Source organism: Enterobacter cloacae complex sp.6700776 (assembly GCF_048284255.1).
In the GTDB taxonomy this organism is placed as follows: Bacteria; Pseudomonadota; Gammaproteobacteria; order Enterobacterales; family Enterobacteriaceae; genus Enterobacter; species Enterobacter intestinihominis.
Genome location: NZ_JBLVYK010000016.1, coordinates 62654 through 88876 on the forward strand (window position 1 = coordinate 62654; position 26223 = coordinate 88876).

Consider the following 26223-nt stretch of genomic DNA (forward strand, 5'->3'; position numbering starts at 1 on the left):
GCAATGAAATATCAACAACTGGAAAACCTCGAAAGCGGCTGGAAATGGAAGTACCTGGTCAAAAAGCACCGTGAAGGGGAGCTGATCACCTGCTACATCGAAGCCAGCGCGGCACAAGAAGCTGTGGATATGTTGCTGACCCTCGAAAACGAACCGGTACAGGTCAACGGCTGGATTGAGAAACACATTAATCCGGCCTTGTTAAACCGGATGAAGCAAACTATCCGTGCTCGTCGTAAACGGCATTTCAATGCCGAGCATCAGCACACCCGTAAGAAATCCATCGACCTGGAATTCATGGTCTGGCAGCGTCTGGCCGGGCTTGCGCAACGGCGCGGGAAAACCCTGTCGGAAACGGTGGTGCAGCTGATTGAAGATGCCGAGCACAAAGAGAAGTATGCCAGCCAGATGTCGACGTTGAAAAACGATCTACAGGCACTGTTAGGTAAAAAATAAGCTTTTTACTTTTCTTCAGATAATAAAAAACCCCGCATGGCGGGGTTTTTTTATAAGACGATAACTTATGCCGCAGGCTGAGTTACAACGTCTTTGATACCTTTAACTTCGATCTCTACGCGACGATCTGGTGCCAGGCAGTCGATCAGTGCAGCGCGTGGTTTCACGTTGTCACAGGTAGAACCGGTAACTGGGTTAGATTCGCCCATACCACGTGGGGAGATCTTGTTAGCTGGGATACCTTTAGATACCAGGTAATCAACTACAGACTGAGCACGTTTCTCAGACAGACCCTGGTTGTAAGCGTCAGAACCGATACGGTCGGTGAAGCCCAGAACCACTACAGAACCGTCTTTAGGATCCAGGTTGCTCAGCTGGGTGTACAGCTGATCCAGTGCCTGCTGACCTTCTGGTTTCAGGGTAGCTTTGTTGAAGTTGAACAGAACGTCAGACTTCAGAGTGAAGTGCTTGGTCTGTACTTCTGGCGCTGGAGCCGGAGCTGGAGCTACGACTGGCGCATCTTCCTGCTGACCGAAACGGTAAGAAACACCAACGCTCAGCATGCCGTTGTCTGGACGAACACCAACGGTAGCACCGTCACCGATGTTGTTAACCCACTGGTATTCCAGACGGGTAGCGATGTCACGGGTCATTGCCCACTCAACGCCACCAGCGAATACTGGGGAAACACCAGTGTCGTGGTCGTCACCAGCGATGCTGTTGCTGGAGTCTGCACGCCATACCATGCCGCCCAGACGGGTGTACACGTCCAGATCGTCAGTTACTGGGTAACCCAGTTTAGCGGTCAGCTGTACGCCTTGAGCTTTGAAAGCGCCATTTACGTTGTCGCCTTTGTAAGGCATACGACCTAACCAGTCGTAACCCATTTCAAAGCCAACATACGGGTTAACCTGATAGCCACCGAACGCACCTGCACCCAGCTGGCTCTCGTGAGTAGGGCCATCGTTGTTCAGGCTGCTGTTGTACCAACCGGTGTCATGGAACTGAGACCAGCCCAGTTTACCACCTGCATACCAGGTATTATCTTTCGGAGCGGCCTGCGCTACGGTAGCGAAGCCAGCCAGTGCCACTGCAATCGCGATAGCTGTCTTTTTCATTTTTTGCGCCTCGTTATCATCCAAAATTTGCCATGAATATCTCCATCGGAGGAATCACGGTTAAATCCTTCACCGGGGGGCGTGGTCAAATATAAACCTACCGATATCTTCGGCTTAGGCCGAGCACCCCTGGCGATGTAAAGTCTACAACGTAGCTGAAAACTTACAAGTGTGAAGTCCGTCAGGCATATGAAAAAAAAAGTTCCGTATACCTAATATTTAACAATTTTTGAACGAATTTTGTGCAGTAAAATTAACGAGAACCGCGTCAGACAAGCCTTGCCGCAGTTTTGGCGCGTTGAACTTTTTTTGCATACTGCGGTCGAAAAAAATTCCAGGAAAACTCTTAAAATGACTCAATGGTACACATTTGAGTGAATTTTTAGCCCGGGATGTTGTCCTCTGCGATAGGAATCTCCACGAACTGGCCGCATGATGAAACCCATCGCGTTACCTTCTTCAGCCGCTTCAGTCAGACGCAAATGTTCCTCTTGCGACAGATCCTCAGGCAACCACCCAATCACGACGCTATAGTTCCCGGTACGTAATGCCCGGACCATCGACTCGACCGTATCGCAAGGGGAGAGTTGATTAATCTGCATCACCTTCGCTAACGGCAGGCCAGCCGACTGAACCCATTCGCGACTTAATTTTTGCTGTGGCGTCAGCCAGAGCTGCCAGCGAGACTGTTGCCCGAGCTGCTGCAAAAGCGGCAGGAGTAAGAGTTGTGTCAACAGCGGCTGGTCTTCACGGTAAACCACTTCACTGATAAGCCCTGTCGATTCACGCCCGATAGAATTCTGCGCAGCATTACCTGCGGCAGAAGTAGAAGGTGTTAAGTGATTTGCATAGCCTGAAGTGTACATATTCATTCCAGCCCTGTAGTTACTGTATGGATATACAGTAACCCCTGTATGCATAAAGATCAACCTCATTTTCGGAAAGCGACTCGCAAATTTCATCCATTCCTGGTGAACCTGAAAAAATCATCTTGCCCAACGGCAATAAGTTGCCTATTTTCCTGCTAACGGATCCGTTAGTAAGAAATATCGTGGTTACTGTATGATTTTTAATGGAATTATCATGAAAAAGATATCTTATGAACGGATTTATCAATCTCAAGAATACCTCTCTCCGCTGGGCGAAATTCATCATCGCGCCCTGTTTGGCGGTTATACCCTGGCCGTGGATGAAGCGGTGTTCGCGATGGTGTCTGACGGTGAGCTTTACCTTCGCGCCTGTGAGCAAAGTGCAAAATACTGTGTAAAAAACGCGTCCTCTTTTCTGACCCTGATGAAACGAGGACGTCCTGTGCTGCTTAATTACTACCGTGTGGATGAAGGTCTGTGGCAAAACAGGGAAAAACTGCTTCAGCTCTCCTCGTTTGCGCTCGATGCCGCCAGGAAAGAGCGCTACCAGCGCCATCAGCGTAACCGGCTTAAAGATCTGCCGAACCTGACCTTTCAGATTGAGGTCCTGCTTATGGAGGCGGGCATTACTAATGAAGAGACGCTACGACAGTTGGGGGCGAAGACGAGCTGGCTGAAAATGCGCTCTAAGAATAAAGCGCTGAGTATCCGGGTATTGTTCGCGCTTGAAGGCGCGATTGAAGGATTACATGAAGCGGCACTCCCGGCGGATATTCGCCGGGAGCTTACGGAGTGGTTTAATGCGCTGCCTGAGTCGCAGGGCCATCATTCCGCCAGGTAGCGATCTGCTGTCGCAGCCGACAAATTTCCGGCAGCAAAGCGATAAGCAGGCCAATTTGCTGAAGGACCAGCGGAGCTTTGTTGTCGGTGCCTGGATCAAGGTGTGCGATACGTTGCACCAGTTCATCCAGTGCCTGGTGAACCCGTGGCTCATCCGCAGGTTGATGATGAAGCGCATCATCAACGTAGCAAACGGCATCGTCCAGCAGTGCCAGGATGCCCGGATTCGTCAGTTTCTCTCGGTGGGCGCCAAGGGTAGAGATATAGCTGGTGAACGTGTGGTTCAGACACAGCAGGCGGAAGGCTGTCTCCCGGATTTCTGCCGTGGCGCGCGGCTCAGTTGACATATTCGAGACAACGGAAGCCAGCTCTGCATCAGTGTTATGCGCATCGCGACGGGCAATCCGATAGGCCAGACGGTTATCGCGACCCTGATGGTATTGCTCAAGTATGGCGTCCAGATAGCGGCAGTTGGCGTTCATTGCTCTGTCGGACACGCGCGGTAAATTTCGGAAACGCCAGTCCGGCCAGATAAAGCTCACCGCCGCCCAGGCGATGGCGCAGCCGATAAGCGTGTCGATCACACGGGGGAAGGCCACTTCAAAGCCTTCACCCAGCAGATTGAAGCAGAGCAGAACCAGCAGCGTGATGAACATCGTGGCGTGGGCATACTGCACATTGCGGAAGGCGAAGAACAGTACCCCGGTAATCACAATCAGGATCAGTTGCCCTTCTACTGAAGGCACAAAATAGAGCACCGGCAGCCCGATGGCGACCCCGACTAATGTCCCGACAATACGCAGCGCGAGCCGATGGCGGGTAGCGTTATAGTTCGGCTGGCAGACGAACAGGCTGGTCAGCAGGATCCAGTAGCCGTGGTGCAATCCTGTTATCTGGATAAACGCGTAGCCAACGCACAGTACCAACGACATCCTTACCGCATGGCGAAAGAGGGCGGATTCCGGCGTAAAATGACGGCTCAGGCGCAGCCATATATCGCTGAAACCGTTGAGACTGTCGTCGGCAAGCTGGTTGTCAGCGTCATTGCCCGGCATCGCCATCGCCTGTTCAGACTCAATGGTGGCGAGCTGAGCATCGATGGCTCTCAGGTTGTTGAGCAGGAATCCCAGGGCTTTGAACTGTTCCGGCGAAGTTCCACTGGCCTGAACGCGATCGAGCGCCGCATCCAGGTGGCTGAATGCGCGTTCAAAGCGAGGATCGTGCTGATAGGGCGTGCGCAGCAGTATTGAGCGCGCAAGTTGCTGGCAGGCCTGAGACTGCATCGACAGCAGACGCTGGAAACGGAACATCACGTCGCTGTAGCGGAATTTCTCGCGCAGATCAGCGTACTGTACATGCGAGGAGCTGGCGCGCTCGTGAATATCCTGGGCAACAAAGTAGTAGTGCAGGGTGCGCCGGGTACCGCGCTGACCGCGATCGCCGCGCAGACGGGTGAGCAGAGACGCTTTGGTCTGATTCAGCGTGGCGACCAGTTGGCCATTTGCCAGCGCCAGATCGTACAGGGGCGCCTGGCTGTCCTCTTCGATATCCGGATCAAACAGCCGGGATTTCAGCTCCAGATAGTGGGCCAGCCGTTCGTAACTGCGGGCAATGTTGTCCTGTAAGGCACGAACCGGAAAAATAAGATGCCCGGTTAAGGTCAGCAGGTTATACCAGATAGCGCCCAATAGTAGCAGGACCGGTTGCTGATACCACTGATCGTAAAGAGAGACGCCCAGCATGGTGTAAATGGCAATCAGCAGGGCGCCAAACGCGATAGTGGCGTAGCGTTGCCCGAGGCCGCCGAGCAAAATGAAGCCGCTGGTGGACACCGTCAGCCCTAAGGCAAACAGCCAGGGCCACGGGAAAAGCAGCTCAACGGAGGCGGAAGCAATAAAGAAGCAGACCAGCGTGATGACCAGATTACGCAAACGACCGGCCAGGCGGTCGTCGAGATCCGCCAGCGCGCCGGCCACCACCCCAAGCGTGAGGGGGATGGTGAGCTTCACATCATTCAGCCACCACGGCAGAGCGACGGTGCCGCAGAGGGCGATAAATATCCTGACGTTATACAGCCAGTTACTGTTCCATGTATAGCGACGAAGCAGGGGGCTTAGCATGAGAGCGGCCAGTCCTTATTACTGAAAACGACGACGGGCATTGGCTTCACGCGCGGCTTGCGCCACTTCGACCGGAACCACTCGGCGTCCTACCGGCCACAGGGCGATGGTGGCAATTTTGAAATTAGCGAGGCCAACCGGAATGCCAATAATCGTAATGCACTGGGCGATACCGGCGAAGATATGCATCAGACACAGCCACCAGCCAAAGAAGATTAGCCATAAAATATTCAGCAGCGTGCCGCCGGTATTCATCAGGGCATTTTTTCTTTCCGGCTCCAGTTCATCCACGTGCACGGCTTCATTTCCATAAGGAACGAGGGACAGTTTGGTGATTTCCCAGCAGGAGCGCGTCAGCGGAAGGGTGAAGATAAGCACGATGCTCACCAGGGTGGCAAAAAGCCAGGAAAGGGTGGTGGCAAAACCGCCAAGGACAAAATTCAACACATTCAGAACGGTACGCATAAACCCTCATTTCCTTCGATATGATTAACGCCCGGTGATTGTAACGTTTTTTTGGGCTGGAGCACCTTACAACTGGCAGTTAAACTGTCTGACAAATTATGACCTCGTGGATCCGGCAGGATATGGAACTGAAAGCAACTTCAATGGGCAAACGCCTGGCGCAGCACCCTTACGACAAGGTTGTGCTTCTTAATGCGGGAGTGAAAGTCTCCGGTGAACGCCACGAATACCTTATTCCGTTTAATCAGCTACTGGCCATTCACTGTAAACGAGGGCTGGTATGGGGGGAGCTGGAGTTCGTTTTACCGGCAGAGAAAGTGGTGCGACTCCACGGGACCGAGTGGGCGGAAACCCAACGCTTCCACCATCATCTGAACATGCGCTGGCACCAGTGGAGCCAGGAGATGAGCGTGATTGCCGCACAGGTGCTGCATCAGGTGCTGGACGATATCGCGCTAAGCAATACGCAGCAGAAGTGGCTGACGCGCCAGCAAACCGCCGGGCTTCAGCAAAAAATCACCCAGGCGCTGACGGCATTGCCTTTACCGGTGGCGCGGCTTGAGGAATTTGATAACTGCCGTGACGCGTGGCGGAAGTGTCAGGCCTGGCTTAGCGATATCGAGAAAAGCCGTCTGGCGCATAACCAGGCCTGGACTGAGGCGATGCTTACGCAATATGCCGATTTCTTCAGTACGGTGGAATCATCGCCTCTCAATCCTGCCCAGGCGCGCGCAGTGGTGAATGGCGAGCACTCTTTACTGGTGCTGGCAGGCGCAGGGAGCGGCAAAACGTCGGTGCTGGTGGCGCGCGCGGGCTGGCTTCTGACAACGGGCGAGGCAGTTGCCGACCAGATTTTGCTGCTGGCTTTTGGTCGCAAGGCGGCGCAGGAGATGGATGAGCGCATTCAGGCGCGTTTGCATACTCAGGATATCTCGGCGCGCACGTTCCACTCCCTCGCTTTACACATTATTCAACAGGGCAGCAAAAAAGTCCCTGTTGTCAGCAAGCTGGAGAATGATGCTCAGGCTCGCCAGGCGCTGTTTATCAAGGCATGGCGTCAGCAGTGCAGTGAAAAAAAGGCGCAGGCGAAAGGTTGGCGTCAGTGGCTTGAAGAGGAACTCAACTGGGAGGTGCCGGAGGGCAGTTTCTGGCAGGATGAAAAGCTGGCGCGCCGGCTGGGCTCTCGTCTCGACCGGTGGGTAAGCCTGATGCGCATGCACGGCGGCTCTCAGGCGGAGATGATAGAAAGCGCACCGGAGTCGATCCGCGCCGTGTTTTCTAAGCGGGTTAAACTGATGGCGCCGATGCTGAAAGCGTGGAAAACCGCGCTGAAAGACGAAAACGCGGTCGATTTTTCCGGGCTAATCCATCAGGCCATTATCATTCTGGAGAAAGGGCGCTTCGTCAGCCCGTGGAAACACATTCTGGTGGATGAGTTTCAGGATATTTCGCCGCAGCGCGCTGCGCTGCTTTCGGCGCTGCGGGCGCAGAATAAACACACGTCGCTGTTTGCTGTGGGCGATGACTGGCAGGCTATCTACCGCTTCAGCGGGGCGCAACTTTCCCTCACGACGGCCTTCCATCACTATTTTGGGGAAGGCGATCGCAGCGATCTGGACACCACCTACCGCTTCAACTCGCGGATTGGTGAAATTGCCAACCGTTTTATTCAGCAGAACCCGCATCAGCTGTTGAAGCCGCTTAACAGCCTGACGTCGGGGGATAAAAAGGCCGTCACGCTGCTGGCGGACGATCAGCTGGAACCGCTGCTGGATAAACTGAGCGGCTATGCGAAACCGGATGAACGGATTCTGGTCCTGGCGCGTTATCACCACCTCAAGCCGACGGCGCTGGAAAAAGCGGCAACGCGCTGGCCAAAACTACAGCTCGATTTTATGACCATTCACGCCAGTAAAGGGCAGCAGGCCGACTACGTAATTGTGGTGGGGCTGAAAGAGGGGAGCGACGGTTTCCCGGCACCGGCGCGGGAATCCGTGATGGAAGAGGCGTTATTGCCTGTTCCGGAAGATTTCCCGGATGCAGAGGAGCGGCGCTTACTGTACGTGGCGATAACCCGCGCGCGCCATCGCGTGTGGCTCTTGTTCAACAAAGAGGAGCCGTCGGTGTTTGTCGATATTTTGAAAAGTATTGACGTGCCGGTGGCGAGAAAGCCGTAACGCGCCGGGCAAATTCTGTAGGCCCGGTAAGCGCTGCGCCACCGGGCAAAAAACTACTTCAGTCTCTCCGCAAGATAACGCTGATAATCCGGGATCAAAATCTCCACCGGATCGTTAAACTGCGGCGATTCAATGATGAAATCTGCCGTTGAAAGATTGGTGGCTACCGGAATGTTCCATACCGTCGCCAGACGCAGCAGCGCTTTAACGTCCGGATCATGCGGAACCGCGTTCAGCGGATCCCAAAAGAATATCAGAACGTCAATTTTACCTTCCGAAATCTGAGCGCCGACCTGCTGGTCACCCCCCATCGGGCCGCTCAGCATGGCATTCACTTCCAGACCGGTTTCGCGGTGGATCAGGTTGCCGGTTGTTCCCGTGGCAGAAAGGGCATGATGCTGTAAAAGAGGCTGATGGCGACGAACCCAGTTAAGCAGCATTTGTTTACAGTGATCGTGCGCAACCAGAGCAATGTGCTTGCGCGCCGGAAGTGTGCGTGTTGTCAGTTCCATAATCTTATCCGTGAGGTTACCTCGCTACACGATGACGGGAACTGACTGATGCTGCAAGAGAAAGGACGAAAAAATGTGGCTTACGACGAAGGTTGTCGTTTCGCCCATTGCAGAAAACGGGCGCGCGTGTCCGGATCGGCATTCTGGAACCAGAATTTGAGGCGTTGCTCAGTAAGGGTCTGCGACTGAGGAGGGAGTACATCCAGCTCCGATACGCCCGAAAGCAGGGTACTGTCATCCGCCATCATGGTGGCGAACTGGGGCAGGGAGGCGCGCCTGCTGGCTCTGTTATAGATCTCCGTGTCCGCTTCGTAATCTGTTCCTTTTGGCCTTTTTGTCAGCGCCAGGATATCCAGCTTTACCGGGATGGGCATAGAATCCCCGTCCACCAGCTCAATGCGCGGTGAGGCATCAAATGCCAGTGACTCTTTTTCTGTTTCAAGGTGCGGGAGACGAAAATTGACCTGGCTGATGCGTTGGGTATTAAAGCTGACCACCAGCGGAGGCGAAATGTACACCTGCTGTTCGTTGTCGGCGAGGCGAATCGTCTTTTCAACCCGAAAAACCACCTGATGCGGGCCATTATCCAGCTCGATGCTGTCTGCGCCCCGCAGCAGGGAGCTGGAGACTTTTTTCCCGTCCAGCACCAGCAGGTCAATGTCGGTTGAGAGTCTGAGGGTGGTTGCGAAAACACAAACCGGCATGATTAACGCAACCACAGCCCAGGCAATGCCGGTTTTCATAGCAGACTCCTGTAGACAAACTACCTGGTAAGAATGTATCAAAATTTTTCGATAAACACGTTTACTAACATATAGACATATTTTGCCGTTTTGCCCTCATACTTCTGTATGGGATGCGTGGTTGAGATGTCTGCTTTGACGTACACTTTGAAAAAAACCAGGAGGAACAGCATGAAAGAGAACGACATTGTCGAGATTCTGACGTCCACGCGCACTATCGCGCTGGTCGGCGCGAGCGATAAACCGGATCGCCCAAGCTACCGGGTCATGAAATACCTTCTGGACCAGGGATATAACGTGATCCCGGTCTCGCCGAAGGTGGCGGGGAAAACGCTGCTGGGTCAGCAGGGCTATGCGACGCTCGCGGACGTGCCGGAAAAGGTGGATATGGTGGACGTTTTCCGTAATTCAGAGGCGGCCTGGGGCGTGGCGCAGGAGGCGATTGCCATCGGCGCGAAAACGCTGTGGATGCAGCTGGGCGTGATTAATGAGCAGGCGGCCGTGCTGGCACGCGATGCCGGGCTGAAGGTGGTGATGGATCGCTGTCCGGCAATCGACATCCCCCGTCTGGGGCTGGCAAAATAAAAAAAGCCCGCTTGACGGGCTTTTTTACACCTTTAGTTACGCAGTCTTGGCGCCTGTAACTGTTTGCGGATGGTCTGAGCAAGCTCGTCCATAGTGGGTTGTTCCGGATGCTCATCCTGTAGTTCACCACTCAGCTGCGCTTCGGCAAGATAGGTATGGACAGGCTGACCATCGTCGCCCTCCATAACCACATGATACCAGGGCGCGGCGCGAAGCTCTGCGTCAACGGCCAGATCGTCTGCTGACGGTTCATCAAGGGAATACTCCGGGTCGATATCCACGACCACACCCAAATATCCAAGCAAGGTGTGGCGGACCTGCTGGCCGATACCGAATTTGCTGGCAATCATAGTCACCTCCCGGGAAACATTACATACACACTATGTGCGGGCAATATTTCTCTTTTCAAGTTACATGACGCGACAGGCAAACCCTTTCAGATACAGCCCTTCCGGGTAGGTAGCGATCACCGGGTGATCGGCGGCCTGACGGAACTGCTCTATAAATTGTACATCACGACCCGCATCTATTGCGGCATCGGCGATGATTTTTTGGAATAAATCTGTCGTCATCAGGCCAGAGCAGGAGAACGTCAGCAGAACGCCACCCGGGTTCAGCAGCTGGATCGCCAGCATGTTGATGTCTTTATAGCCACGGCAGGCGCCCATCAGCTGGCTTTTATTTTCTACAAACTTCGGCGGGTCCATCACGATAACGTCAAATTTCTCGCCCTGGTCGCGGTATTTACGCAGCAGTTTGAACACGTCGTCGCGCACAAACTCCGCTTTGCTCAGATCCAGCTTGTTCAGCTCAACGTTCTGTTTCGCCACATCCAGCGCTTCCTGTGAGGTGTCGACGCTCACAACCTGGGCACAGCCGCCCATCAGGGCAGAGACCGCAAAGCCGCCGGTATAGGAGAAGCAGTTCAGCACGCGCTTATCGGCAACGTACTGGCGCGTTGCCAGACGGCTGTCACGCTGGTCGAGATAATAACCGGTCTTATGGCCGCCCTGGATGTCCACCAGCAGCTTCATGCCGTGCTCCTCGATAGGCAGCAGGGCAGGCGGCAGTTCGCCGGTGACCGGGCCCTGCGTCAGCTCCATGCCCTCTTTTTTACGTACCGCCACGTCGCTGCGGTCGTAAATGGCACATTCCGGGAACAGGGTTTGCAGGGCGCTAATTAGCGCGGCACGCTGGTATTCCGCCCCGGCGCTCAGCAGCTGCAACACCAGGAAATTGCCGAAGCGGTCAATGGTCACGCCCGGCAGCCCGTCGGATTCACCGGCAATCAGACGATAGCTGTCCAGCCCGTCACGCTTTGCCAGCCACTCGCGCCACTGCTGCGCCTGTTGCAGACGACGGACAAAGAAGTCGATATCGATGGCTTCTTCTTTATCGAACGTCCAGACGCGCGCGCGGATCTGAGATGCAGGCGAGTATGCGCCGCGTGCTAACCATTTCCCCTGATGGTCAACAATATCGATGGTTTCACCGAGGCTGGCTTTACCTTCCATGCGGGCAACCGCGCCGGAAAAGACCCAGGGATGGCGGCGCAGTAATGACTTCTCGCGCCCTTTGGCTAACACTAAACGTACACTCATAATTTGCTATTCTGTCGATTCCAATGAAATGGCCGCCATTTTCCCGACTTCAGCGAGGAAATGCAACGCGCCAGTCGGATAAGGAGAAGGATGATGTCAAATGTATGCACCATTGCCTGGGTCCATGGCCTTGTACAGGGCGTCGGATTCCGCTACAGCACCCAGCGCGAAGCCCTTCAGCTCGGACTGACGGGGTATGCGCGTAACATGGATGATGGCAGCGTGGAGGTTGTGGCCTGCGGTGAGGCGGATCGGGTAGAGAAGCTGGTGGCGTGGCTGAAAGCGGGCGGACCGCGCAGCGCGCGGGTTGATAATGTGCTAACGGAACCGCATCAACCCGGCCGGGAATACGCTGACTTCAGTATTCGCTATTAAATGCATTTTACCGGCTTTGGCAGGCCGGCAATTTTTGTCGCCTGTTTAGCCGGGCCTTTCGGAAACAGGCGATACAGATAACGGCTGTTGCCTTTCTCTTCGCCAAATTTATTCGCCATGGCTTTGACCAGCATGCGGATAGCCGGAGAGGTGTTGAATTCGAGGTAGAATTCGCGCACAAAGCGCACCACTTCCCAGTGTTCCGGGGAGAGGGTAATTCCTTCGTTTTCCGCAATTTTCTCCGCCAGCGCTTCGCTCCACTGGCTGCTCTCTTTCAGATAACCGTCGTTATCGGTTTCGATCTCTTTGCCTTCAAAACTCAACATATTCATTCACGCGTTAGTCAAAAACCGCCTCAGTCTACCAAAAAAACAAAGCCCCGCATAAGCGGGGCTTTGTTCACAGCACGGTGAGTTAATCGCGGCTGGCGAAGCCCAGGATACTCAGCAGGCTGACAAAAATATTGTACAGCGACACATACAGGCTCACGGTGGCGCGGATATAGTTCGTCTCACCGCCGTGAATGATGTTGCTGGTTTCATACAGGATTGCGCCGGATGAAATCAGGATAAACACCGCGCTGATTGCCAGATGCAGAGCAGGCAATTGCAGGAAGATGTTCGCCAGCATACCGACCAGCACAATCACGATACCCGCCATCAGCATACCGCCGAGGAAGGACATGTCCTTACGGGTGGTCAGCACGTAGGCCGAGCAGCAGAAGAACACCAGCGCGGTACCGCCCAGCGCCATACCAATCACGTCGCCCATTCCGGCAGACAGATAGGCGTTCAGGATTGGCCCCAGGATGTAGCCCAGGAAGCCGGTGAAGGCGAAAGCGGAGAGAATACCCACCGGTTTATCCGCGGTTTTATAGGTCAGGAACATCAGACCATACATACCCACCAGCGTCAGGATCAGGCCCGGAGAAGGCAGCATCAGTACGGTGCTGGCCGTCGCGGTGATCGCCGAAAACGCCAGCGTCAGGCTGAGCATGAAATAGGTATTGCGCAGCACCTTATGGGTGCTGAGTAGCGATGTGCGGTCGCGTGAAGAAGTAATTATACGATCCATGAGTCACTCTCTTATGACAGATGTAATTAGCGCAAAGAATAGGAAACGGCGCGGCAGACGCAAAGTGGTTTTACCCATCTTTACTCAGCCCCTTAGGGATTATGCTGGTTTTTTATTCTGGTAAAGCCTTTGTACTCAGAATGAAGTGCGGTATGCAAGGCGTATTCAGATCAACCTCTTATAGGTCACTGAAAAATATTGCGTTATTTCCCTAAGGCCGCTAAGAGTTATTTCCGGATCGTCATAAAAACAGACAATAAGGCGAAGGAAATGAAACCACAAACACGCATGCACTTTACGCTCTCTTTGTTAACCGCAGGGGTCCTGTGCGCCAGCACGGCAACCTGGGCGGCTAACGTGCCGGCAGGAACCCAGCTGGCAGATAAGCAGGAACTGGTCAGGAACAACGGCAGTGAACCCGCCTCGCTCGACCCGCATAAAGTCGAAAGCGATGTCGAATTCAATATTATCAGCGATTTATTCGACGGGCTGGTCAGCGTCTCTCCGGCAGGTGAAATTCAGCCGCGCCTGGCGGAGAAATGGGAAAATAAAGATAACACCGTCTGGACTTTCCATCTGCGCCCGGGCATAACCTGGAGCGATGGCACCCCCATCACCGCGGAAGATATTGTCTGGAGCTGGCAGCGACTGGTCGACCCGAAAACCGTCTCTCCGTATGCCAGCTATCCCGGCAGTATGCGTATCGTCAACGGCACTGATATCGCAGAAGGCAAAAAAGCACCCGAGTCGCTGGGAGTGAAAGCCATCAATGACACCACGCTGGAAGTTACGCTCACCCAGCCAAATGCTGCTTTCCTGGCGATGCTGGCTCACCCGTCTCTGGTGCCGATAGATAAAGTCCTGGTAGGTCGTTTCGGTGATAAATGGACCAAACCGGAGCACTTCGTCAGCAGCGGGGCCTATAAACTGTCACAGTGGGTGGTGAACGAACGCATTGTGGCGGTGCGAAACCCGAAATACTGGGATAACGCACATACCGTCATCAACAAGGTGACCTATCTGCCCATTTCCTCTGAAGCCGCTGATGTCAACCGCTACAAAGCGGGGGAAATCGACATCGCCTACACGGTGCCGATCAACCAGTTTGCTCAGCTGAAGAAAACGCTGGGGAACGAGCTGGACGTATCGCCGCAGCTTGCCACCTATTATTACGAATTCAACACCACCCGGCCGCCGTTCAGCGACGCCCGCGTGCGTAAGGCGCTGAATCTGGCGCTGGATAAAGATATTATCGCCGGGAAAGTTTTAGGGCAGGGGCAACGCCCGGCATGGCTCATCAGCCAGCCGGATATTGGCGGCGTCAAGTTACAGAACCCTGATTACGCTAGCTGGCCGATGGATAAACGCATTGCCGAGGCGAAAAAACTGCTGGCCGAAGCCGGATTTAACGACAGCCATCCGCTCAGCTTTAATCTCCTCTATAACACCTCGGAATCGCACCAGCGTATTGCGATTGCCGCCAGCTCGATGTGGAAGAAGAACCTCGGCGTAGAGGCGAAGCTGCAAAACCAGGAGTGGAAAACCATGCTTGATACCATGCACACCCATAACTTTGACGCGGTGCGCTACGCCTGGATTGCTGATTACGATGACGCCGCAACCTTCCTGAATAACTTCCGTACCGGTGACAGCCAAAACACCACTCAGTACAGCAATCCGGAATACGATCTGGCTCTGGTGAATGCGGCGAAGGCGAAAACGGCGGAGGAGCGCGGTAAGTTCTACCAGCAGGCAGAAGATCTGCTGGGGCGCGATGTGCCGGCGATCCCTGTCTATCACTACGTGCGCACGCACCTGGTGAAACCGTGGGTAGGGGGCTTCACGCCGGATAAGCTTGGCTACTACTACACCAAAGATATGTACATCAAAAAGCACTAACGATCCGCGGTGGATATTATGCTGGTAAAACGGCCAATCTGTTGTCTATTCAACCGATTAAACGCATTTTGGCTATTTTTAAAGCGAACGAATGCGCGCACCCTTTACAGCGCGCGGTGAGGTGTTTATAGTTCGCCTCACTTAGGAAGCGTGGCCGAGCGGTTGAAGGCACCGGTCTTGAAAACCGGCGACCCGAAAGGGTTCTAGAGTTCGAATCTCTACGCTTCCGCCAAATTCGAAACCCCTGCGATAGCAATATCGCAGGGGTTTTTGCTTTTGTTCTGGCTCTCCGCCATGTTACCCATGTTATAGCTTATCGTGATCCCGGCGTCGGCCTTACAGACCTGAGCTTTTACGCACCAGGTATCCGCGATGTTCGAGGGCGTCAGCACCGCTTCGGGCGCACCCGTGGCTGCGATCTGCCCGGCCTTCAGGAGGATCAGACGCTGGCAATAATTGGCCGCAAGATTGAGATCGTGCAGTGCAACCACCACCGTAAGCGGCAGCTGTGAAACGAGCCGCATCAGCTCCAGCTGGTGCTGAATGTCCAGGTGGTTTGTCGGTTCATCGAGCAACAGCACCTGCGGCTGCTGGGCCAGTGCGCGGGCTATCTGACTTCGCTGTCGTTCTCCGCCTGACAAAGAGTGCCATCGCCGCTGGCGTAAGCTGCATAACTGCATCAGGCCAATCGCCTGTTCAACCGCAGCCTCATCGTCGCGCGTGGTTCTCTGGAATGTTTTCCGGTAGGGCGTACGCCCCAGCCTGATAATATCCTCAACGGTCAGTTCCCCGTCGACCTCAGCATGTTGCGGGACAAACGCCATGTGCTGCGCCCGTATTTTCAGCGGCATCAAGCCAAGCGTTGTGCCATTAAGCGCAACACATTCGCTGTGTCTTGGAAACAGCCCGGCGAGGCAGCGCAGCAGCGTCGACTTGCCTGAGCCGTTTGGCCCTAACAGGCCGACAATCTGCCCGGATGGCAGGTCGAGATCGATATCCTTAAGCACCGTCTGCGCCTGTCGGGTTACGGTTAACCCGGCCACTGTTATATTCATGGATGCTCCTTTCGGTTTTGATAAAGCAACGCCACAAAGACGGGGGCGCCCACCAGCGCAGTCACCACCCCGATGGGCAGAACCTGGTGCACGATCAGTGTGCGTGAGACGATATCGGCAAGGATCATAAAGTGGGCGCCGATGAGAAACGTCAGCGGGATCGAGCGGCGATGGCCCGGCCCGCATAGCATGCGCGTCACATGGGGAATGACCAGCCCGACAAACCCCACTGCGCCTGTAGCGCTCACCAACGTGGCGGTGACAACGGCACAGGTCAGCAATAAAACAATACGCACGGCGGTAACCGGGATCCCCAGCGTGGTGGAGACCTCATCCCCGAAGGTGAAGGTGTCCAGCGCCCGGGAAAAGAGCAATACCACCAGTAAACCCGCAAGCGTAACGGCCAGCGCCAGCAGCGCGTCAGGCCAGCGCACGCCGCTCAGACTCCCCATCAGCCAGAACATGACGCTACGAGACTGCTCGGCATTGGCGGACGTGCTGACGACGTACGCGGTCATGGCGTTGAAGAGCTGGGTGCCCGCAATACCGGCCAGCAAAATGCGCGAGGGGCTTTCACTCATCCCGTTTGTAATCACCATGATGAGCGCAAAGGCGGCGCAGGAGCCGACAAACGCACCGCTGCTCACGCCAATCACGCTTCCCCCCATGCCGAGAAGCATCACGCAGACGGCCCCCAGCGAGGCGCCCGCGGAAATCCCCAACAGATAAGGCTCAGCCAGAGGGTTACGCAGGATCGACTGTAACACCAGCCCGCACAGCGCCAGGCCACCGCCGCTGCACGCGGCCATCACTGCCCGGCTCATGCGATATTGCCAGACGATACCCTCCTCCGTTTGTGGCAACGCATAAGAGGTCAAACCCAGTCCGTTGAGGATCGCTTTCCCGGTACTGGCATACGACACCGGCATATCACCGATACTGGCGGCAAAAACCAGCATTAGCGGCAGCGCCATGACGCCTGCTGCCAGTAAACCTTGCTGGCGGCGGTCAAAAGCGAAATGACTCATTGTTCATCCCGGAAAGAAGCCAGCCGCTCGCTGATAAGCTCAACCGCATCGACGTTACGTAATGAAGGGTTTAACGACATCGCCGGCACCACAATAATGTGGTTGTTCCTGACCGCAGGCATGTTCTTCGTCACCGGGTCATTACGCAAGAATGCTTTTTTTACCTCAACGTCATCGGCAGGGTAGAGCCTGCGGGACATCCCGGCGATAACAATCACGTCCGGCTGCGACTGGGCAATATGTTCCCAGGTTACAGCCGGCCATTCGTCATGAGAGTCAATAATGTTCTTCAACCCCAGCGTGCGGCTGATCCAGCCAGGCGCGCCGTAATTCCCCGCCACCCAGGGATCGCCATTCAGACGGCTACTTGAGAACCAGAATACGACGCGAAGCGGTTTCGCTGAGACGCGCGCCTGGGCCTTTTTGATACGTTCCGTCAGCGTATGATTAAGCTGCTCACCTCGCGCGGAAACATCAAATATCGTCGCCAGATCTGTCACTTCCCGTGTGATTTCGGCCAGCGAAAACGGCGCGCTGCGTGCTCCGTCTGCGTTTGACTTTTCCGTCACCGCTTTATCCGTGCAGTCGGCAGGAGAGATCCACGTATTAATCCCCAGCGAGGCAAACTGCTCACGGGTGCCCACTTCTCCCTGCGGACCAATGTGCCAGTGATACTGCGCGAGAACGAGCTCAGGTTTCTGTCCCACCACGGCTTCAAATGAGGGGGAATTATCTGCAAGCCGAGGGATATTTTTCCCGGCATCTGCCAGCGGATCCGGGAGCTTGCCGAACCAGACCGACGTTGCGGCGATCTTTTTCTCCAGCCCCAGTGCGAGCAGTAATTCTGTTTCATGCTGTCCCACGGTCACGACGCGCTGAGGAGCCTGCGCAAAGGTCTGCTTTACGCCGCAATTTTCAATCGTGAGGGGCCAGGAGGTTGCTGAGAAAGCGGCAGGCGCCGTGGAGAGCAATAAAGCCAGAAATAACCCTTTTTTAAGTAACATAAAACACAATCCCAAATTGTTATGTTATAACATAATACATATATTGTGATTGAGAGCAACACGCTCACCGTCGCTTGTTGCAGAAACGAAAGGCTGGACTATTCTCAACATACCCACCTGGCATTCGCGGGTTGCCTGAAAAACAACAAGATTTCTGATCTGGGGTAGTGAGGATGAAAAAGATCCTGCTCGCGTTTGCGTTCTGTTTTGCCTCCCTGAGCGCCTTCTCATCGTATGCCGCTGAGCCCCGCCAGGCGCCTTCTGAGCAGGAGCGCGCCCGGACGGTCTATATCTTTCATCAGCCGATCGTCATGCTTCAGGCGAAATTTGGCCTGACCACGCCGGAGGAGCGCGTTTTACGCATCCGCAACACCCTGCGCAATTTTACCGAGGCGGACGTGCGTGAGCCGCTCACTATCGTCCCCGTGACCCGCTATAACCAGCAGGGGCGGCTGATCGTGATGAACGGTAAGCCCGTGATGCTGCTGACGGAAGGGGATTTGGACGAAGGGGACGATCTCACCCTCGATCAGGCCGCGCAGCGCGTGCTGGCGCGCATGGAAGCGCAGAGAATGGCGCTGCGCGATCAATACGATACCGGTTGGCTGGCGCTGTCGACGGTAAAAGCTGCCGCTGGCCTGCTGGCGCTTTTGCTGCTCTGCTATGGCGCCTGGCGATCCTGGCGCTGGTTTCGACGCGTCTACCGTCTGCGTATTGTGGAGAATCGCAGCCGGGTGCCGCAAAGCTGGCGGCGGTACATTGGCGCCATTGAGATTCGGCTTTACGCCTTGCTGATGTTCCTGCTGGGTTTAATCGGCTTTTACGTCTGGCTGAGCTGGGCATTCAGTCTGTTTCCGTGGACGCGGGTGTGGGGCACGTCGCTGGGAGACTGGTCGCTTCGCGTGGTGCAGCAAATTGCCCTGGCGATTGTCTCGGCTTTGCCGGGGCTGACGATTGTTCTGATCATTTTCCTCATTACCGCTTTTATTCTGAAGCTTCTGAGGATGGTGCTGAATCAGGTGGAGGCTGGTCGTCTGCAACTTCCCGGCGTACATCCGGAAACCGTGGGGGCTACCCGTAAGCTCATTTCCGTCGCCGTCTGGCTATTTGCTCTCTCCGCTGCCTGGCCGTTTCTCCCCGGCGCAAACTCACTGGCGTTTAAAGGTATTAGCGTCTTCTTCGGCCTGATGTTAACGCTGGGTTCGGCAGGGGTGATGAACCATGCCATGAGCGGTCTGGTCCTGATTTACTCCCGCGCACTGCGTAAAGGCGATGTCATTCGGGTGGCGGATAACGAAGGTAAGGTCAGTGAAATAGGCATGCTGGCGACCAAAATTATTACCCGGGAAAATTATGTCGTTACCGTGCCCAATGCGGTGGTGGTGAGCGGTAAGATCACCAACCTTAGCGCGCTACAGCCTGATGGCAGCCTCAATCTGACGGTCAGCGTCACTATTGGTTATGACACCCCATGGCGTCAGGTGCATGCCATGCTGGAGCTGGCCGCGAAACGGGCAAAAGGGATTGATCTTTCTGAGCCGCCGCTGGTGCGCCAGTTAGGGTTAATGGACTGGTATATCGCCTACGAGTTGCAGGTTCGTCTGCTGCCCGACCAGTCCCTCGCGGTTGCCCGCAATGAACTGCATAGCCAGATACAGGATGTGTTTAACGAATTTAACGTGCAGATCATGTCTCCGAATTTTGTTATGCAGCCAGAGGGCAGCGTAATGGTTGCCAAAGAGAACTGGTATACCGCGCCCGCCAAACCCCCTCAGGGCGAAACCTGAGGCCCCGGTTTTCCCAAGGTAAGCCAAAAGATCACAGTTTCTGATCGACAATCGCCGATTTTATACGGGTCATCGCCAGAATGTTTTTTGAACGCATATTCAATTTCTCGAGGATCCTCACGCGGTAGGTGCTGGTCGTTTTTTGTGACAGTTGCAGCTTTTTCGCGATTTCATGATTTTCCATATGGAAAAGCTTTAGCACGTCATATTCGCGTCGGGTAAAGGAGTGTGTCCTGAGCGCCCGATAAAAACGCATCAGCTGCTGAAAAGGGTGAGCAGTAAAATGCATCGACGAATAGATAATATTATCAATTCTCACCGCGCTGTTGGCTTCTATCTCATGCATCAGGACAATGTAATCACGCTTGACTTTTTTGACCTGCTGAATGGTTTTATTGCGTAACTTATCCTGTTCAACCGCAATGATAAAATCCAGCTCGGGATCGACCTCATAAAGATGGTGAATATCCTCCTCATCGCGAATCAAATGGGTAGATGTCAGTGAGCTTGAGACACCGTGGCAAAGGTAATAGTTATCGCTGATAAAAATAAAATTCATAATTAATGGGCAGGGTTTTAGATAAAATTCATTAAAAATCTAAGAGGCTTAATCTGTAGTATTTTCTGCCATACAGCGGCGAGGTCGACGACCCCGGCCATCGACAGCAGAACCAGAATAATCAGCAGCGTAGATAGCGTTATCGCAAACATAAAACGCGTAATTTTTTTCTGCATTTTTTGCTGATGCGTTACCCGCTGGTCCTCTTTTTCATACTCGACCATGGTGGTAATAGCCTGGCCCTGCACGTAGTACACCTTACCCTCTTCGCTGAGATCGCCCGTGATCACGAGCGACTCAAGTAAGAGCGCGATTTTTCTGCTAAACGACTCATTTTTGATATGTTTATACCAAAGTGTGCCGTAAAGCATGGCGATCACTTCCCGCTGGGTGAAACCAGACGAAACGCGCGAAGGGCGCTGGTTGACGTAGTCGGTCACCAGCAGCCTGAGCAAGTTGTAACGGTCCCGGCTGATGGTTTCTGAATCAGATTTCAGGCCAGAAATACAGCGCCCTTTCAGACGAGCAAGGGCCGTTTTTAAGGTGATGATTTTCGTATAATGGTCAAAGGCAAACGGGATAATGCCTTTGTAAGCCTGAAACCCATTGCGCTTATAGTGAATGATTTCAGCCTGCATTTCGCTGATATCTTCCACGCTCATACTGACATCTTCGCTTTTATGCATCGGGCAGAGCACAACGTTGCTGCTTTCGTGCTTCTTCAGAATATAACGCGTATTGTCGGCATCTTTTAAGTACACCAGAAAATAGTCATGCGGGTTGTTTTTTTGCGCACCGTTCTGGATCAGCCACGGCAGAAATTTACGCCAGAGAATAAGTCTGTAGTTATCGGTATCGAATAATTTCATGGAAAATCTCTTATCGCAGTGACCTGCGTGAATAGGGTCTTACAAGGGCATATTGAGGTGGCAATGTTGCACGGATAAGCTGCGGTGTATGAAAAAGAGTCTAGATCACAAACTTTCATTCTAATAAGTTTATGTGATGTAAAAATAAATGTTTACATTTTAGCCAGCCGATGACGAAGAAGTGATCGGAGCGGAAGGGAATGAGGCAAGAAGCTCAACGTAATGCAATTTCCTGCTTTACATCATGCTCAGAGATGTTTATAGTGCGCCTCACTTTGGAAGCGTGGCCGAGCGGTTGAAGGCACCGGTCTTGAAAACCGGCGACCCGAAAGGGTTCTAGAGTTCGAATCTCTACGCTTCCGCCAAATTCGAAAACCCTGCGATAGCAATATCGCAGGGTTTTTTCGTTATTCCAGCCCCAGCGTATACTGTGCGATTTTGAAGTAGATAATGAGCCCGGTACCGTCGATCAGCGTGGCGATAAACGGCGCGGAAACGACCGCCGGGTCGATTTTGCAACGTTTCAATACCATCGGGATCACCGATGAGACAATGGCGCTCCAGAGCGTAATGCAGACCAGCGTCAGGCTGACGATAAGCGTGATTTCCATCCCAATGCCCATCATCCAGGCACGAACGCAGCCCGCCAGGCCCAGCGTGGCGGCAATCATTAACGAGGTGCTCATCTCTTTGCGCAGCACGCGACCCACGTCGCGAAGGTGGACTTCACCCAGCGCCATGGCGCGCACCAGCGTCGAGGTAATCTGCGTCCCGCTGTTTCCGCCGGTGCCAATCAGCAGCGGAATAAAGAACGCCAGCGCAATGGCGGATTCCAGCGCCTCTTCAAAATGCTGGATCACCGAGCTGGTATACGCTTCCGCGACAAACAGCAGCAGCAGCCAGACGGAGCGTTTCTTCCACAGGCTAAAGGCGCTGGTTTCCAGATAGGGCTTCTCCAGCGGCAGCGTTGCCCCCTGAAGCTGGGCATCTTCAGTAACGTCATCTTCCAGCAGATGGGCGATTTCACGCTCGGTAAGGCAGCCCACCAGCTTGCCGTGGGTCACCACCGGTACGACATCCGCACCTGCGTGCGCCAGCAACCCGGCGACATCCGCCCGCTCATCTTCCGGTTTAAGCTGGATAAAATCCGATATCATCAGACCTTTAACGGGCTGTACGGTATCCGTGGCCTGCAATAATTTACGTACGGCAATCAAACCCGCGAGGCGACCGTTGTCTTCGATAAAAATATGTGACGGAATATCATCATCTTTTAATTTTTCAAAGAACTGCTCGCGTGCCAGAGCCACGCATAATGAAATATCAATAACGATAAAATCGGTATTCATATATTGCGCGATGGCGCTGTCGTTAAAAGCCAGATTTTGGTTGTGAATAGCGTAAGACATTGTAACTTCCCTTTGAATAATAAAATCTCTCAGGGGCGAGCAAGACAGGGCATGTCGGAAAGGAGATCCCCACGTCCTGGGTTCAGCACTGTACACCGTATCCCGTAAGGGAAGTTATACTGGCAAAGCCTTGATTCGACAGTGCCTGTTTTACCCTGTGCCGGTTCTCTCGAACCCACCAGAGCGATAACGTGTATTTGTACAGGAGCCTCGCCATAACGAGATCGTTGTAAAACGTGAGGGATAATACGCTTATTTAAAATGGCTGCTGAGGAATTTAAATAATGTTTAAGTATGGTTTAAATGAATATTATTGAATGAATGTTGACGTTTTATTTAACTATTTTCACTTCTAATGGGGAATTCTGATGTTACCGGGGAGAGTAAAATGGCATGGCTGGACACGCTGCTGGATCATTTTGCGCATTATCCAACGCATCTCTTCGCGTTGCTCGTTGTTATGGCACTGAGTAAATCAACGGTACTGATCTCTTCCGTGCTCCCGCCCGCATCGGTCATGCTGCTGGCGGGGATTGCCGTCAGCCAGTCGAGTATGCATCCGGCGCTGACGTGGCTGGCGGTGGTGATGGGCGCTACGGCAGGATCGGTGCTGAATTACCATATCGGCCAGCTGATGGGGCATACCCGGCGAGTGTCACGCTTCACGGCAAAACATGCCGGGAAGTTTTTGCGGGTACAGCACCAGCTGCATAAAAATGGCCTGCTGGTGTTGTTCACCTCGCGTTTCCTGGCGGTACTGCGCTATATCGTGCCGCTGGCGGCGGGCATGCTCAGGCTGAGCGCGATAAAGGTTTACGCCATCAGCCTGCTTTCAGCCTGCGCATGGGCGGCGCTGTATGTCGGCATCGTCACCGGCATCAGCCTCTGAATCAGCGAGTCACGTATTCATCAGTTTGAGAAATGCTTCCCGAAAAACCTGTCACGAATCTGTCACACTCAATGCGACATTAAAAAAACGTGTGAGGAATTAGGGATGAGAAAAGCACTACTCGCAGTTGCCGTGGCAGGTACCCTTGCCGTGACCTTTGGCGCACAGGCGCAGGACACACCGGACGGCTATCAGCTGGAACAGGTACTCATCATGAGCCGCCACAACCTGCGTGCACCGCTCGCCAATAACGGCAGCGTGCTGGAGCAGTCCACGCCGAAGCAGTGGCCGGAGTGGGACGTCCCGGGTGGACAGCTCACCACCAAAGGGGGCGTACTGGAAGTGTATATGGGTCACTATATACGCGAGTGGCTGGCAGAGCAGGGGATGGTGAAGACGGGTGAATGCCCGCAAGCGGATACCGTCTATGCCTACGCCAACAGCCTCCAGCGCACCGTGGCGACCGCGCAGTTCTTTATCACCGGCGCGTTCCCGGGGTGCGATGTGCCTGTGCATCATCAGGAAAAAATGGGCACCATGGACCCCACCTTCAATCCGGTCATTACCGATAATTCCCCTGAGTTTCGTGAGAAAGCGCTGAAAGCGATGGAGACAGAACGGCAGAAAATGCAGCTGGATGAAAGCTACAAACTGCTGGAGCAGCTGACAAACTATAGCGACTCGCCGTCCTGCAAGGAGAAAAAAGTCTGTTCCCTGACGGAGGCGAAAGATACGTTCAGCGCCGATTATGAAAAAGAGCCGGGCGTCTCCGGGCCGCTGAAAGTGGGTAACTCGCTGGTGGATGCGTTCACCCTACAGTATTACGAAGGATTCCCGGCAGACCAGGTGGCATGGGGGGAAATCAAAACCGATCAGCAGTGGCGCGTGCTGTCGAAGCTGAAAAACGGCTACCAGGACTCGCTGTTTACCTCGACGGACGTGGCGCAGAACGTGGCTAAACCGTTGGTGAAGTACATTGATAAAGCGCTGGTGACCGAACAGGCCAAAGCGCCAAAAATTACCCTGCTGGTGGGGCACGACTCCAACATTGCCTCGCTGCTGACCGCGCTGGATTTCAGGCCGTATCAGCTGCACGACCAGCAGGAACGAACCCCGATTGGCGGTAAAATTGTCTTCCAGCGCTGGCATGACAAAAACACTAACCAGGAGCTGATGAAAATTGAGTATGTCTACCAGAGTTCTGAGCAGTTGCGTAATGCCAGCGTGCTGTCGCTGCAATCTCCTGCGCAGCGCGTGACGCTGGAGCTGAAGGGCTGTCCGGTAGATGGCAACGGCTTCTGTCCGATCGATAAATTCAATGCGGTGATGAACAACGCGGCGAAATAGAAGAAAACCCCCCGCGCGGGCGGGGGGAACATTCAGACGTTTTTACGTTCGATGGTTTGCTCGCCCCAGAACAGCGAGTCTTTGTCGGTTTTTTCGAAGGCGCGAACCAGCACTTCATCGTTGCCTTCTTCCCAAATCTGCTCAGCCAGCTTTTCGTCATACCTGGCGACTTCAAAGATGGCTTCTGCAATCTCCGGAGAGGTATTGCGTAAACTTGCCCATTCGCCCACGTGGTGAGCTTTGGATTCTTGAGTTGGCATACTTGTCCTCCTGTTGGGTTAGCCGTTCAGTTTTTTGGCAAGACCCGCGACGTATTCACCCTGATAGCGGGCGATCGAAAGTTCTTCATTGCTTGGCTGACGTGAACCATCCCCACCGGCAATGGTTGTCGCGCCATACGGTGTCCCGCCACGAACCTGGGAAACATCGAACAGTTCCTGCGCGCCGTAGCCAATCGGCACAATCACCATCCCATGATGTGCAAGGGTAGTCCAGGTTGAGGTGATCGTCTGCTCCTGGCCGCCGCCTGTGCCGGTAGAGCTGAACACGCTGGCCAGCTTGCCGTATAACGCGCCGGAGGCCCAGAGCCCGCCCGTCTGGTCGAGGAAGGTGCGCATCTGGCCGGACATATTGCCGAAGCGGGTCGGGGTGCCGAAGATAATGGCATCATAGTCCGCGAGCTCCTGCGGGGTGGCGACCTGGGCGTTTTGTGTTTTTCCCCCGGCTTTGGCGAAGGCTTCCGCCTGCATGGTTTCCGGTACGCGTTTAACCACAACCTCAACGCCGTCTACTCTGTTTGCGCCTTCTGCAACTGCGTGAGCCATGGTTTCAATGTGTCCATACATGGAATAATAGAGCACCAGAACTTTTGCCATTTTGCATCACTCCTCGTTGGTTTTTCTTACAGCGGATCGCTGCGTTACTTTAAAGATATGACATCACGGCCAGACTGCAAAAATGAACGGCATTTATTTGATATATAACAATATCTTTTCGTTACGTGCTTTGTAGCAAAATGAAACAACTTTAGCAGCGCTGTTTTTTCAAAATATAAGAATGGCTTATGGATAACCTCCTCAATATTTCATACGAAAGGCTGAGATCATGTTGCAGAATATTACCTCTCGCTTGCCGGATAGCCGCATTACACTAAGCTTAGTTTCACGCGGCACAGATAAAGGCACTGTCCTTGAGCCGCGAGGTGAAAGAATCCTCTTTTACTGAATGCAATATGATGTCTAATGTTTCACACTCTGGAGGTTAGAGATGGCAAACCATCGTGGTGGTTCAGGTAATTTCGCTGAAGACCGTGAAAGAGCATCAGAAGCAGGTCGTAAAGGTGGCCAGTCTAGCGGGGGCAATTTTAAAAACGACCCTCAGCGCGCATCAGAGGCTGGCAAAAAAGGGGGTAAAAATAGCCACGGCAGCAACAAGTAGTACGC

The 26223-nt window shown here is 53.9% G+C and carries 28 protein-coding genes, 2 tRNA genes and 1 riboswitch; of the genes, 12 read left to right on the plus strand and 18 right to left on the minus strand.

All coding sequences use genetic code 11. The features are described from left to right. The first annotated feature begins 3 nt into the window (after positions 1 to 3). Positions 4 to 456 (plus strand): macrodomain Ter protein MatP, encoded by a 453-nt coding sequence (gene matP, locus ACNQ0T_RS18620; RefSeq protein ID WP_006809347.1) that lies wholly within the window; start codon positions 4 to 6, stop codon positions 454 to 456. Positions 457 to 521: 65 nt separating this feature from the next. Here matP and ompA read toward each other — a convergent pair whose 3' ends face one another. Both ompA and sulA read right to left on the minus strand, forming a co-directional pair. Then, a complete protein-coding gene (ompA, locus tag ACNQ0T_RS18625) occupies positions 522 to 1574 on the minus strand; it encodes a porin OmpA (protein ID WP_017694761.1) in 1053 nt (350 codons plus the stop codon). A 356-nt stretch (positions 1575 to 1930) separates the two neighbouring features. Then, positions 1931 to 2440, minus strand: a complete 510-nt coding sequence (sulA, locus tag ACNQ0T_RS18630; RefSeq protein WP_032610196.1) for an SOS-induced cell division inhibitor SulA — start codon at positions 2438 to 2440, stop codon at positions 1931 to 1933. Positions 2441 to 2657: 217 nt separating this feature from the next. Between sulA and ACNQ0T_RS18635 the strand changes: the two genes are divergently transcribed. Next, positions 2658 to 3284, plus strand: coding sequence for a TfoX/Sxy family DNA transformation protein (locus ACNQ0T_RS18635; protein ID WP_023315767.1), 627 nt, complete (start codon positions 2658 to 2660; stop codon positions 3282 to 3284). Here the strand turns inward: ACNQ0T_RS18635 and yccS are convergent. Beyond that, entirely contained in the window at positions 3241 to 5403 is a 2163-nt protein-coding gene (gene yccS / locus ACNQ0T_RS18640) for a YccS family putative transporter (RefSeq protein ID WP_417930311.1), read from the minus strand. The genes ACNQ0T_RS18635 and yccS overlap by 44 nt on opposite strands. A gap of 18 nt (positions 5404 to 5421) precedes the next feature. After that, positions 5422 to 5868 carry a YccF domain-containing protein gene (locus ACNQ0T_RS18645; protein ID WP_022647660.1) on the minus strand — a complete coding sequence of 149 codons (447 nt, stop codon included), beginning with the start codon at positions 5866 to 5868 and terminating at the stop codon, positions 5422 to 5424. 122 nt (positions 5869 to 5990) lie between these two features. Here ACNQ0T_RS18645 and helD point away from each other — a divergent pair, with 122 nt between their 5' ends. Continuing rightward, entirely contained in the window at positions 5991 to 8045 is a 2055-nt protein-coding gene (helD, locus tag ACNQ0T_RS18650; RefSeq protein ID WP_417930312.1) for a DNA helicase IV, read from the plus strand. 53 nt (positions 8046 to 8098) lie between these two features. Here helD and mgsA read toward each other — a convergent pair whose 3' ends face one another. Both mgsA and csgI read right to left on the minus strand, forming a co-directional pair. Next, positions 8099 to 8557: a methylglyoxal synthase gene (gene mgsA, locus ACNQ0T_RS18655; protein ID WP_003858146.1), complete on the minus strand. Its 459-nt coding sequence runs from the start codon at positions 8555 to 8557 to the stop codon at positions 8099 to 8101. A gap of 80 nt (positions 8558 to 8637) precedes the next feature. Then, positions 8638 to 9300 carry a curli synthesis inhibitor gene (gene csgI, locus ACNQ0T_RS18660; protein WP_023305822.1) on the minus strand — a complete coding sequence of 221 codons (663 nt, stop codon included), beginning with the start codon at positions 9298 to 9300 and terminating at the stop codon, positions 8638 to 8640. Positions 9301 to 9471: 171 nt separating this feature from the next. On the opposite strand from csgI, the gene ACNQ0T_RS18665 reads away from it, so the two are divergent. Then, positions 9472 to 9885 (plus strand): CoA-binding protein, encoded by a 414-nt coding sequence (locus ACNQ0T_RS18665; RefSeq protein WP_154848766.1) that lies wholly within the window; start codon positions 9472 to 9474, stop codon positions 9883 to 9885. A 32-nt stretch (positions 9886 to 9917) separates the two neighbouring features. Here ACNQ0T_RS18665 and hspQ read toward each other — a convergent pair whose 3' ends face one another. Both hspQ and rlmI read right to left on the minus strand, forming a co-directional pair. Beyond that, complete coding sequence (gene hspQ / locus ACNQ0T_RS18670; protein WP_003858136.1) at positions 9918 to 10235, minus strand: heat shock protein HspQ; 318 nt, start codon at positions 10233 to 10235, stop codon at positions 9918 to 9920. Positions 10236 to 10295: 60 nt separating this feature from the next. Continuing rightward, on the minus strand, positions 10296 to 11486 hold the full coding sequence (gene rlmI / locus ACNQ0T_RS18675) for a 23S rRNA (cytosine(1962)-C(5))-methyltransferase RlmI (protein ID WP_023299749.1): 1191 nt from the start codon (positions 11484 to 11486) through the stop codon (positions 10296 to 10298). A gap of 93 nt (positions 11487 to 11579) precedes the next feature. Between rlmI and yccX the strand changes: the two genes are divergently transcribed. Continuing rightward, a complete protein-coding gene (gene yccX, locus ACNQ0T_RS18680; protein ID WP_417930316.1) occupies positions 11580 to 11861 on the plus strand; it encodes an acylphosphatase in 282 nt (93 codons plus the stop codon). Here yccX and tusE read toward each other — a convergent pair. Both tusE and yccA read right to left on the minus strand, forming a co-directional pair. Next, entirely contained in the window at positions 11858 to 12187 is a 330-nt protein-coding gene (tusE, locus tag ACNQ0T_RS18685) for a sulfurtransferase TusE (RefSeq protein WP_003858129.1), read from the minus strand. The two genes, yccX and tusE, sit on opposite strands and share 4 nt — an antisense overlap. An 88-nt stretch (positions 12188 to 12275) precedes the next feature. Further along, positions 12276 to 12935 (minus strand): FtsH protease modulator YccA, encoded by a 660-nt coding sequence (gene yccA / locus ACNQ0T_RS18690; protein WP_003858127.1) that lies wholly within the window; start codon positions 12933 to 12935, stop codon positions 12276 to 12278. A 270-nt stretch (positions 12936 to 13205) separates the two neighbouring features. On the opposite strand from yccA, the gene ACNQ0T_RS18695 reads away from it, so the two are divergent. Continuing rightward, positions 13206 to 14834, plus strand: coding sequence for an ABC transporter substrate-binding protein (locus ACNQ0T_RS18695; RefSeq protein WP_022647664.1), 1629 nt, complete (start codon positions 13206 to 13208; stop codon positions 14832 to 14834). A 144-nt stretch (positions 14835 to 14978) separates the two neighbouring features. Next, positions 14979 to 15066 (plus strand) — tRNA-Ser (locus tag ACNQ0T_RS18700). On the opposite strand, the gene ACNQ0T_RS18705 is transcribed toward ACNQ0T_RS18700, so the two are convergent. The 3 genes from ACNQ0T_RS18705 to ACNQ0T_RS18715 are packed head-to-tail and all read right to left on the minus strand — an operon-like array spanning position 15053 to position 17921. Then, positions 15053 to 15889, minus strand: a complete 837-nt coding sequence (locus ACNQ0T_RS18705) for an ABC transporter ATP-binding protein (protein WP_417930313.1) — start codon at positions 15887 to 15889, stop codon at positions 15053 to 15055. The genes ACNQ0T_RS18700 and ACNQ0T_RS18705 overlap by 14 nt on opposite strands. Beyond that, positions 15886 to 16917, minus strand: a complete 1032-nt coding sequence (locus tag ACNQ0T_RS18710) for a FecCD family ABC transporter permease (protein ID WP_038415793.1) — start codon at positions 16915 to 16917, stop codon at positions 15886 to 15888. The genes ACNQ0T_RS18705 and ACNQ0T_RS18710 overlap by 4 nt, the downstream gene beginning before the upstream one ends. Next, complete coding sequence (locus tag ACNQ0T_RS18715) at positions 16914 to 17921, minus strand: ABC transporter substrate-binding protein (RefSeq protein WP_038415794.1); 1008 nt, start codon at positions 17919 to 17921, stop codon at positions 16914 to 16916. The genes ACNQ0T_RS18710 and ACNQ0T_RS18715 overlap by 4 nt, the downstream gene beginning before the upstream one ends. Before the next feature lie 173 nt (positions 17922 to 18094). Between ACNQ0T_RS18715 and ACNQ0T_RS18720 the strand changes: the two genes are divergently transcribed. Then, entirely contained in the window at positions 18095 to 19708 is a 1614-nt protein-coding gene (locus ACNQ0T_RS18720) for a mechanosensitive ion channel family protein (protein ID WP_023299754.1), read from the plus strand. A gap of 31 nt (positions 19709 to 19739) precedes the next feature. Here ACNQ0T_RS18720 and ACNQ0T_RS18725 read toward each other — a convergent pair whose 3' ends face one another. Together ACNQ0T_RS18725 and ACNQ0T_RS18730 are read right to left on the minus strand one after the other, a co-directional pair. Further along, entirely contained in the window at positions 19740 to 20267 is a 528-nt protein-coding gene (locus tag ACNQ0T_RS18725; protein ID WP_045308871.1) for a helix-turn-helix domain-containing protein, read from the minus strand. 17 nt (positions 20268 to 20284) lie between these two features. Beyond that, on the minus strand, positions 20285 to 21136 hold the full coding sequence (locus ACNQ0T_RS18730; protein WP_023299756.1) for a hypothetical protein: 852 nt from the start codon (positions 21134 to 21136) through the stop codon (positions 20285 to 20287). Positions 21137 to 21413: 277 nt separating this feature from the next. On the opposite strand from ACNQ0T_RS18730, the gene ACNQ0T_RS18735 reads away from it, so the two are divergent. Next, a tRNA-Ser gene (locus ACNQ0T_RS18735) sits at positions 21414 to 21501 on the plus strand. 42 nt (positions 21502 to 21543) lie between these two features. Here ACNQ0T_RS18735 and ACNQ0T_RS18740 read toward each other — a convergent pair. Beyond that, complete coding sequence (locus ACNQ0T_RS18740) at positions 21544 to 22545, minus strand: magnesium transporter (protein WP_003858115.1); 1002 nt, start codon at positions 22543 to 22545, stop codon at positions 21544 to 21546. 60 nt (positions 22546 to 22605) lie between these two features. Then, positions 22606 to 22775, minus strand: a riboswitch (M-box (ykoK) riboswitch). Positions 22776 to 22933: 158 nt separating this feature from the next. Here ACNQ0T_RS18740 and ACNQ0T_RS18745 point away from each other — a divergent pair. Together ACNQ0T_RS18745 and agp are read left to right on the plus strand one after the other, a co-directional pair. Then, positions 22934 to 23434, plus strand: a complete 501-nt coding sequence (locus ACNQ0T_RS18745; RefSeq protein ID WP_045308873.1) for a DedA family protein — start codon at positions 22934 to 22936, stop codon at positions 23432 to 23434. A gap of 105 nt (positions 23435 to 23539) precedes the next feature. Continuing rightward, positions 23540 to 24781 (plus strand): bifunctional glucose-1-phosphatase/inositol phosphatase, encoded by a 1242-nt coding sequence (agp, locus tag ACNQ0T_RS18750; RefSeq protein WP_045622221.1) that lies wholly within the window; start codon positions 23540 to 23542, stop codon positions 24779 to 24781. Positions 24782 to 24813: 32 nt separating this feature from the next. On the opposite strand, the gene ACNQ0T_RS18755 is transcribed toward agp, so the two are convergent. Both ACNQ0T_RS18755 and wrbA read right to left on the minus strand, forming a co-directional pair. Beyond that, positions 24814 to 25041: a YccJ family protein gene (locus tag ACNQ0T_RS18755; protein WP_022647674.1), complete on the minus strand. Its 228-nt coding sequence runs from the start codon at positions 25039 to 25041 to the stop codon at positions 24814 to 24816. Between the two features lie 18 nt (positions 25042 to 25059). Then, entirely contained in the window at positions 25060 to 25656 is a 597-nt protein-coding gene (gene wrbA, locus ACNQ0T_RS18760; RefSeq protein WP_022647675.1) for an NAD(P)H:quinone oxidoreductase, read from the minus strand. Between the two features lie 391 nt (positions 25657 to 26047). On the opposite strand from wrbA, the gene ACNQ0T_RS18765 reads away from it, so the two are divergent. Further along, entirely contained in the window at positions 26048 to 26218 is a 171-nt protein-coding gene (locus ACNQ0T_RS18765) for a general stress protein (RefSeq protein ID WP_001273664.1), read from the plus strand. Positions 26219 to 26223: the final 5 nt, after the last annotated feature.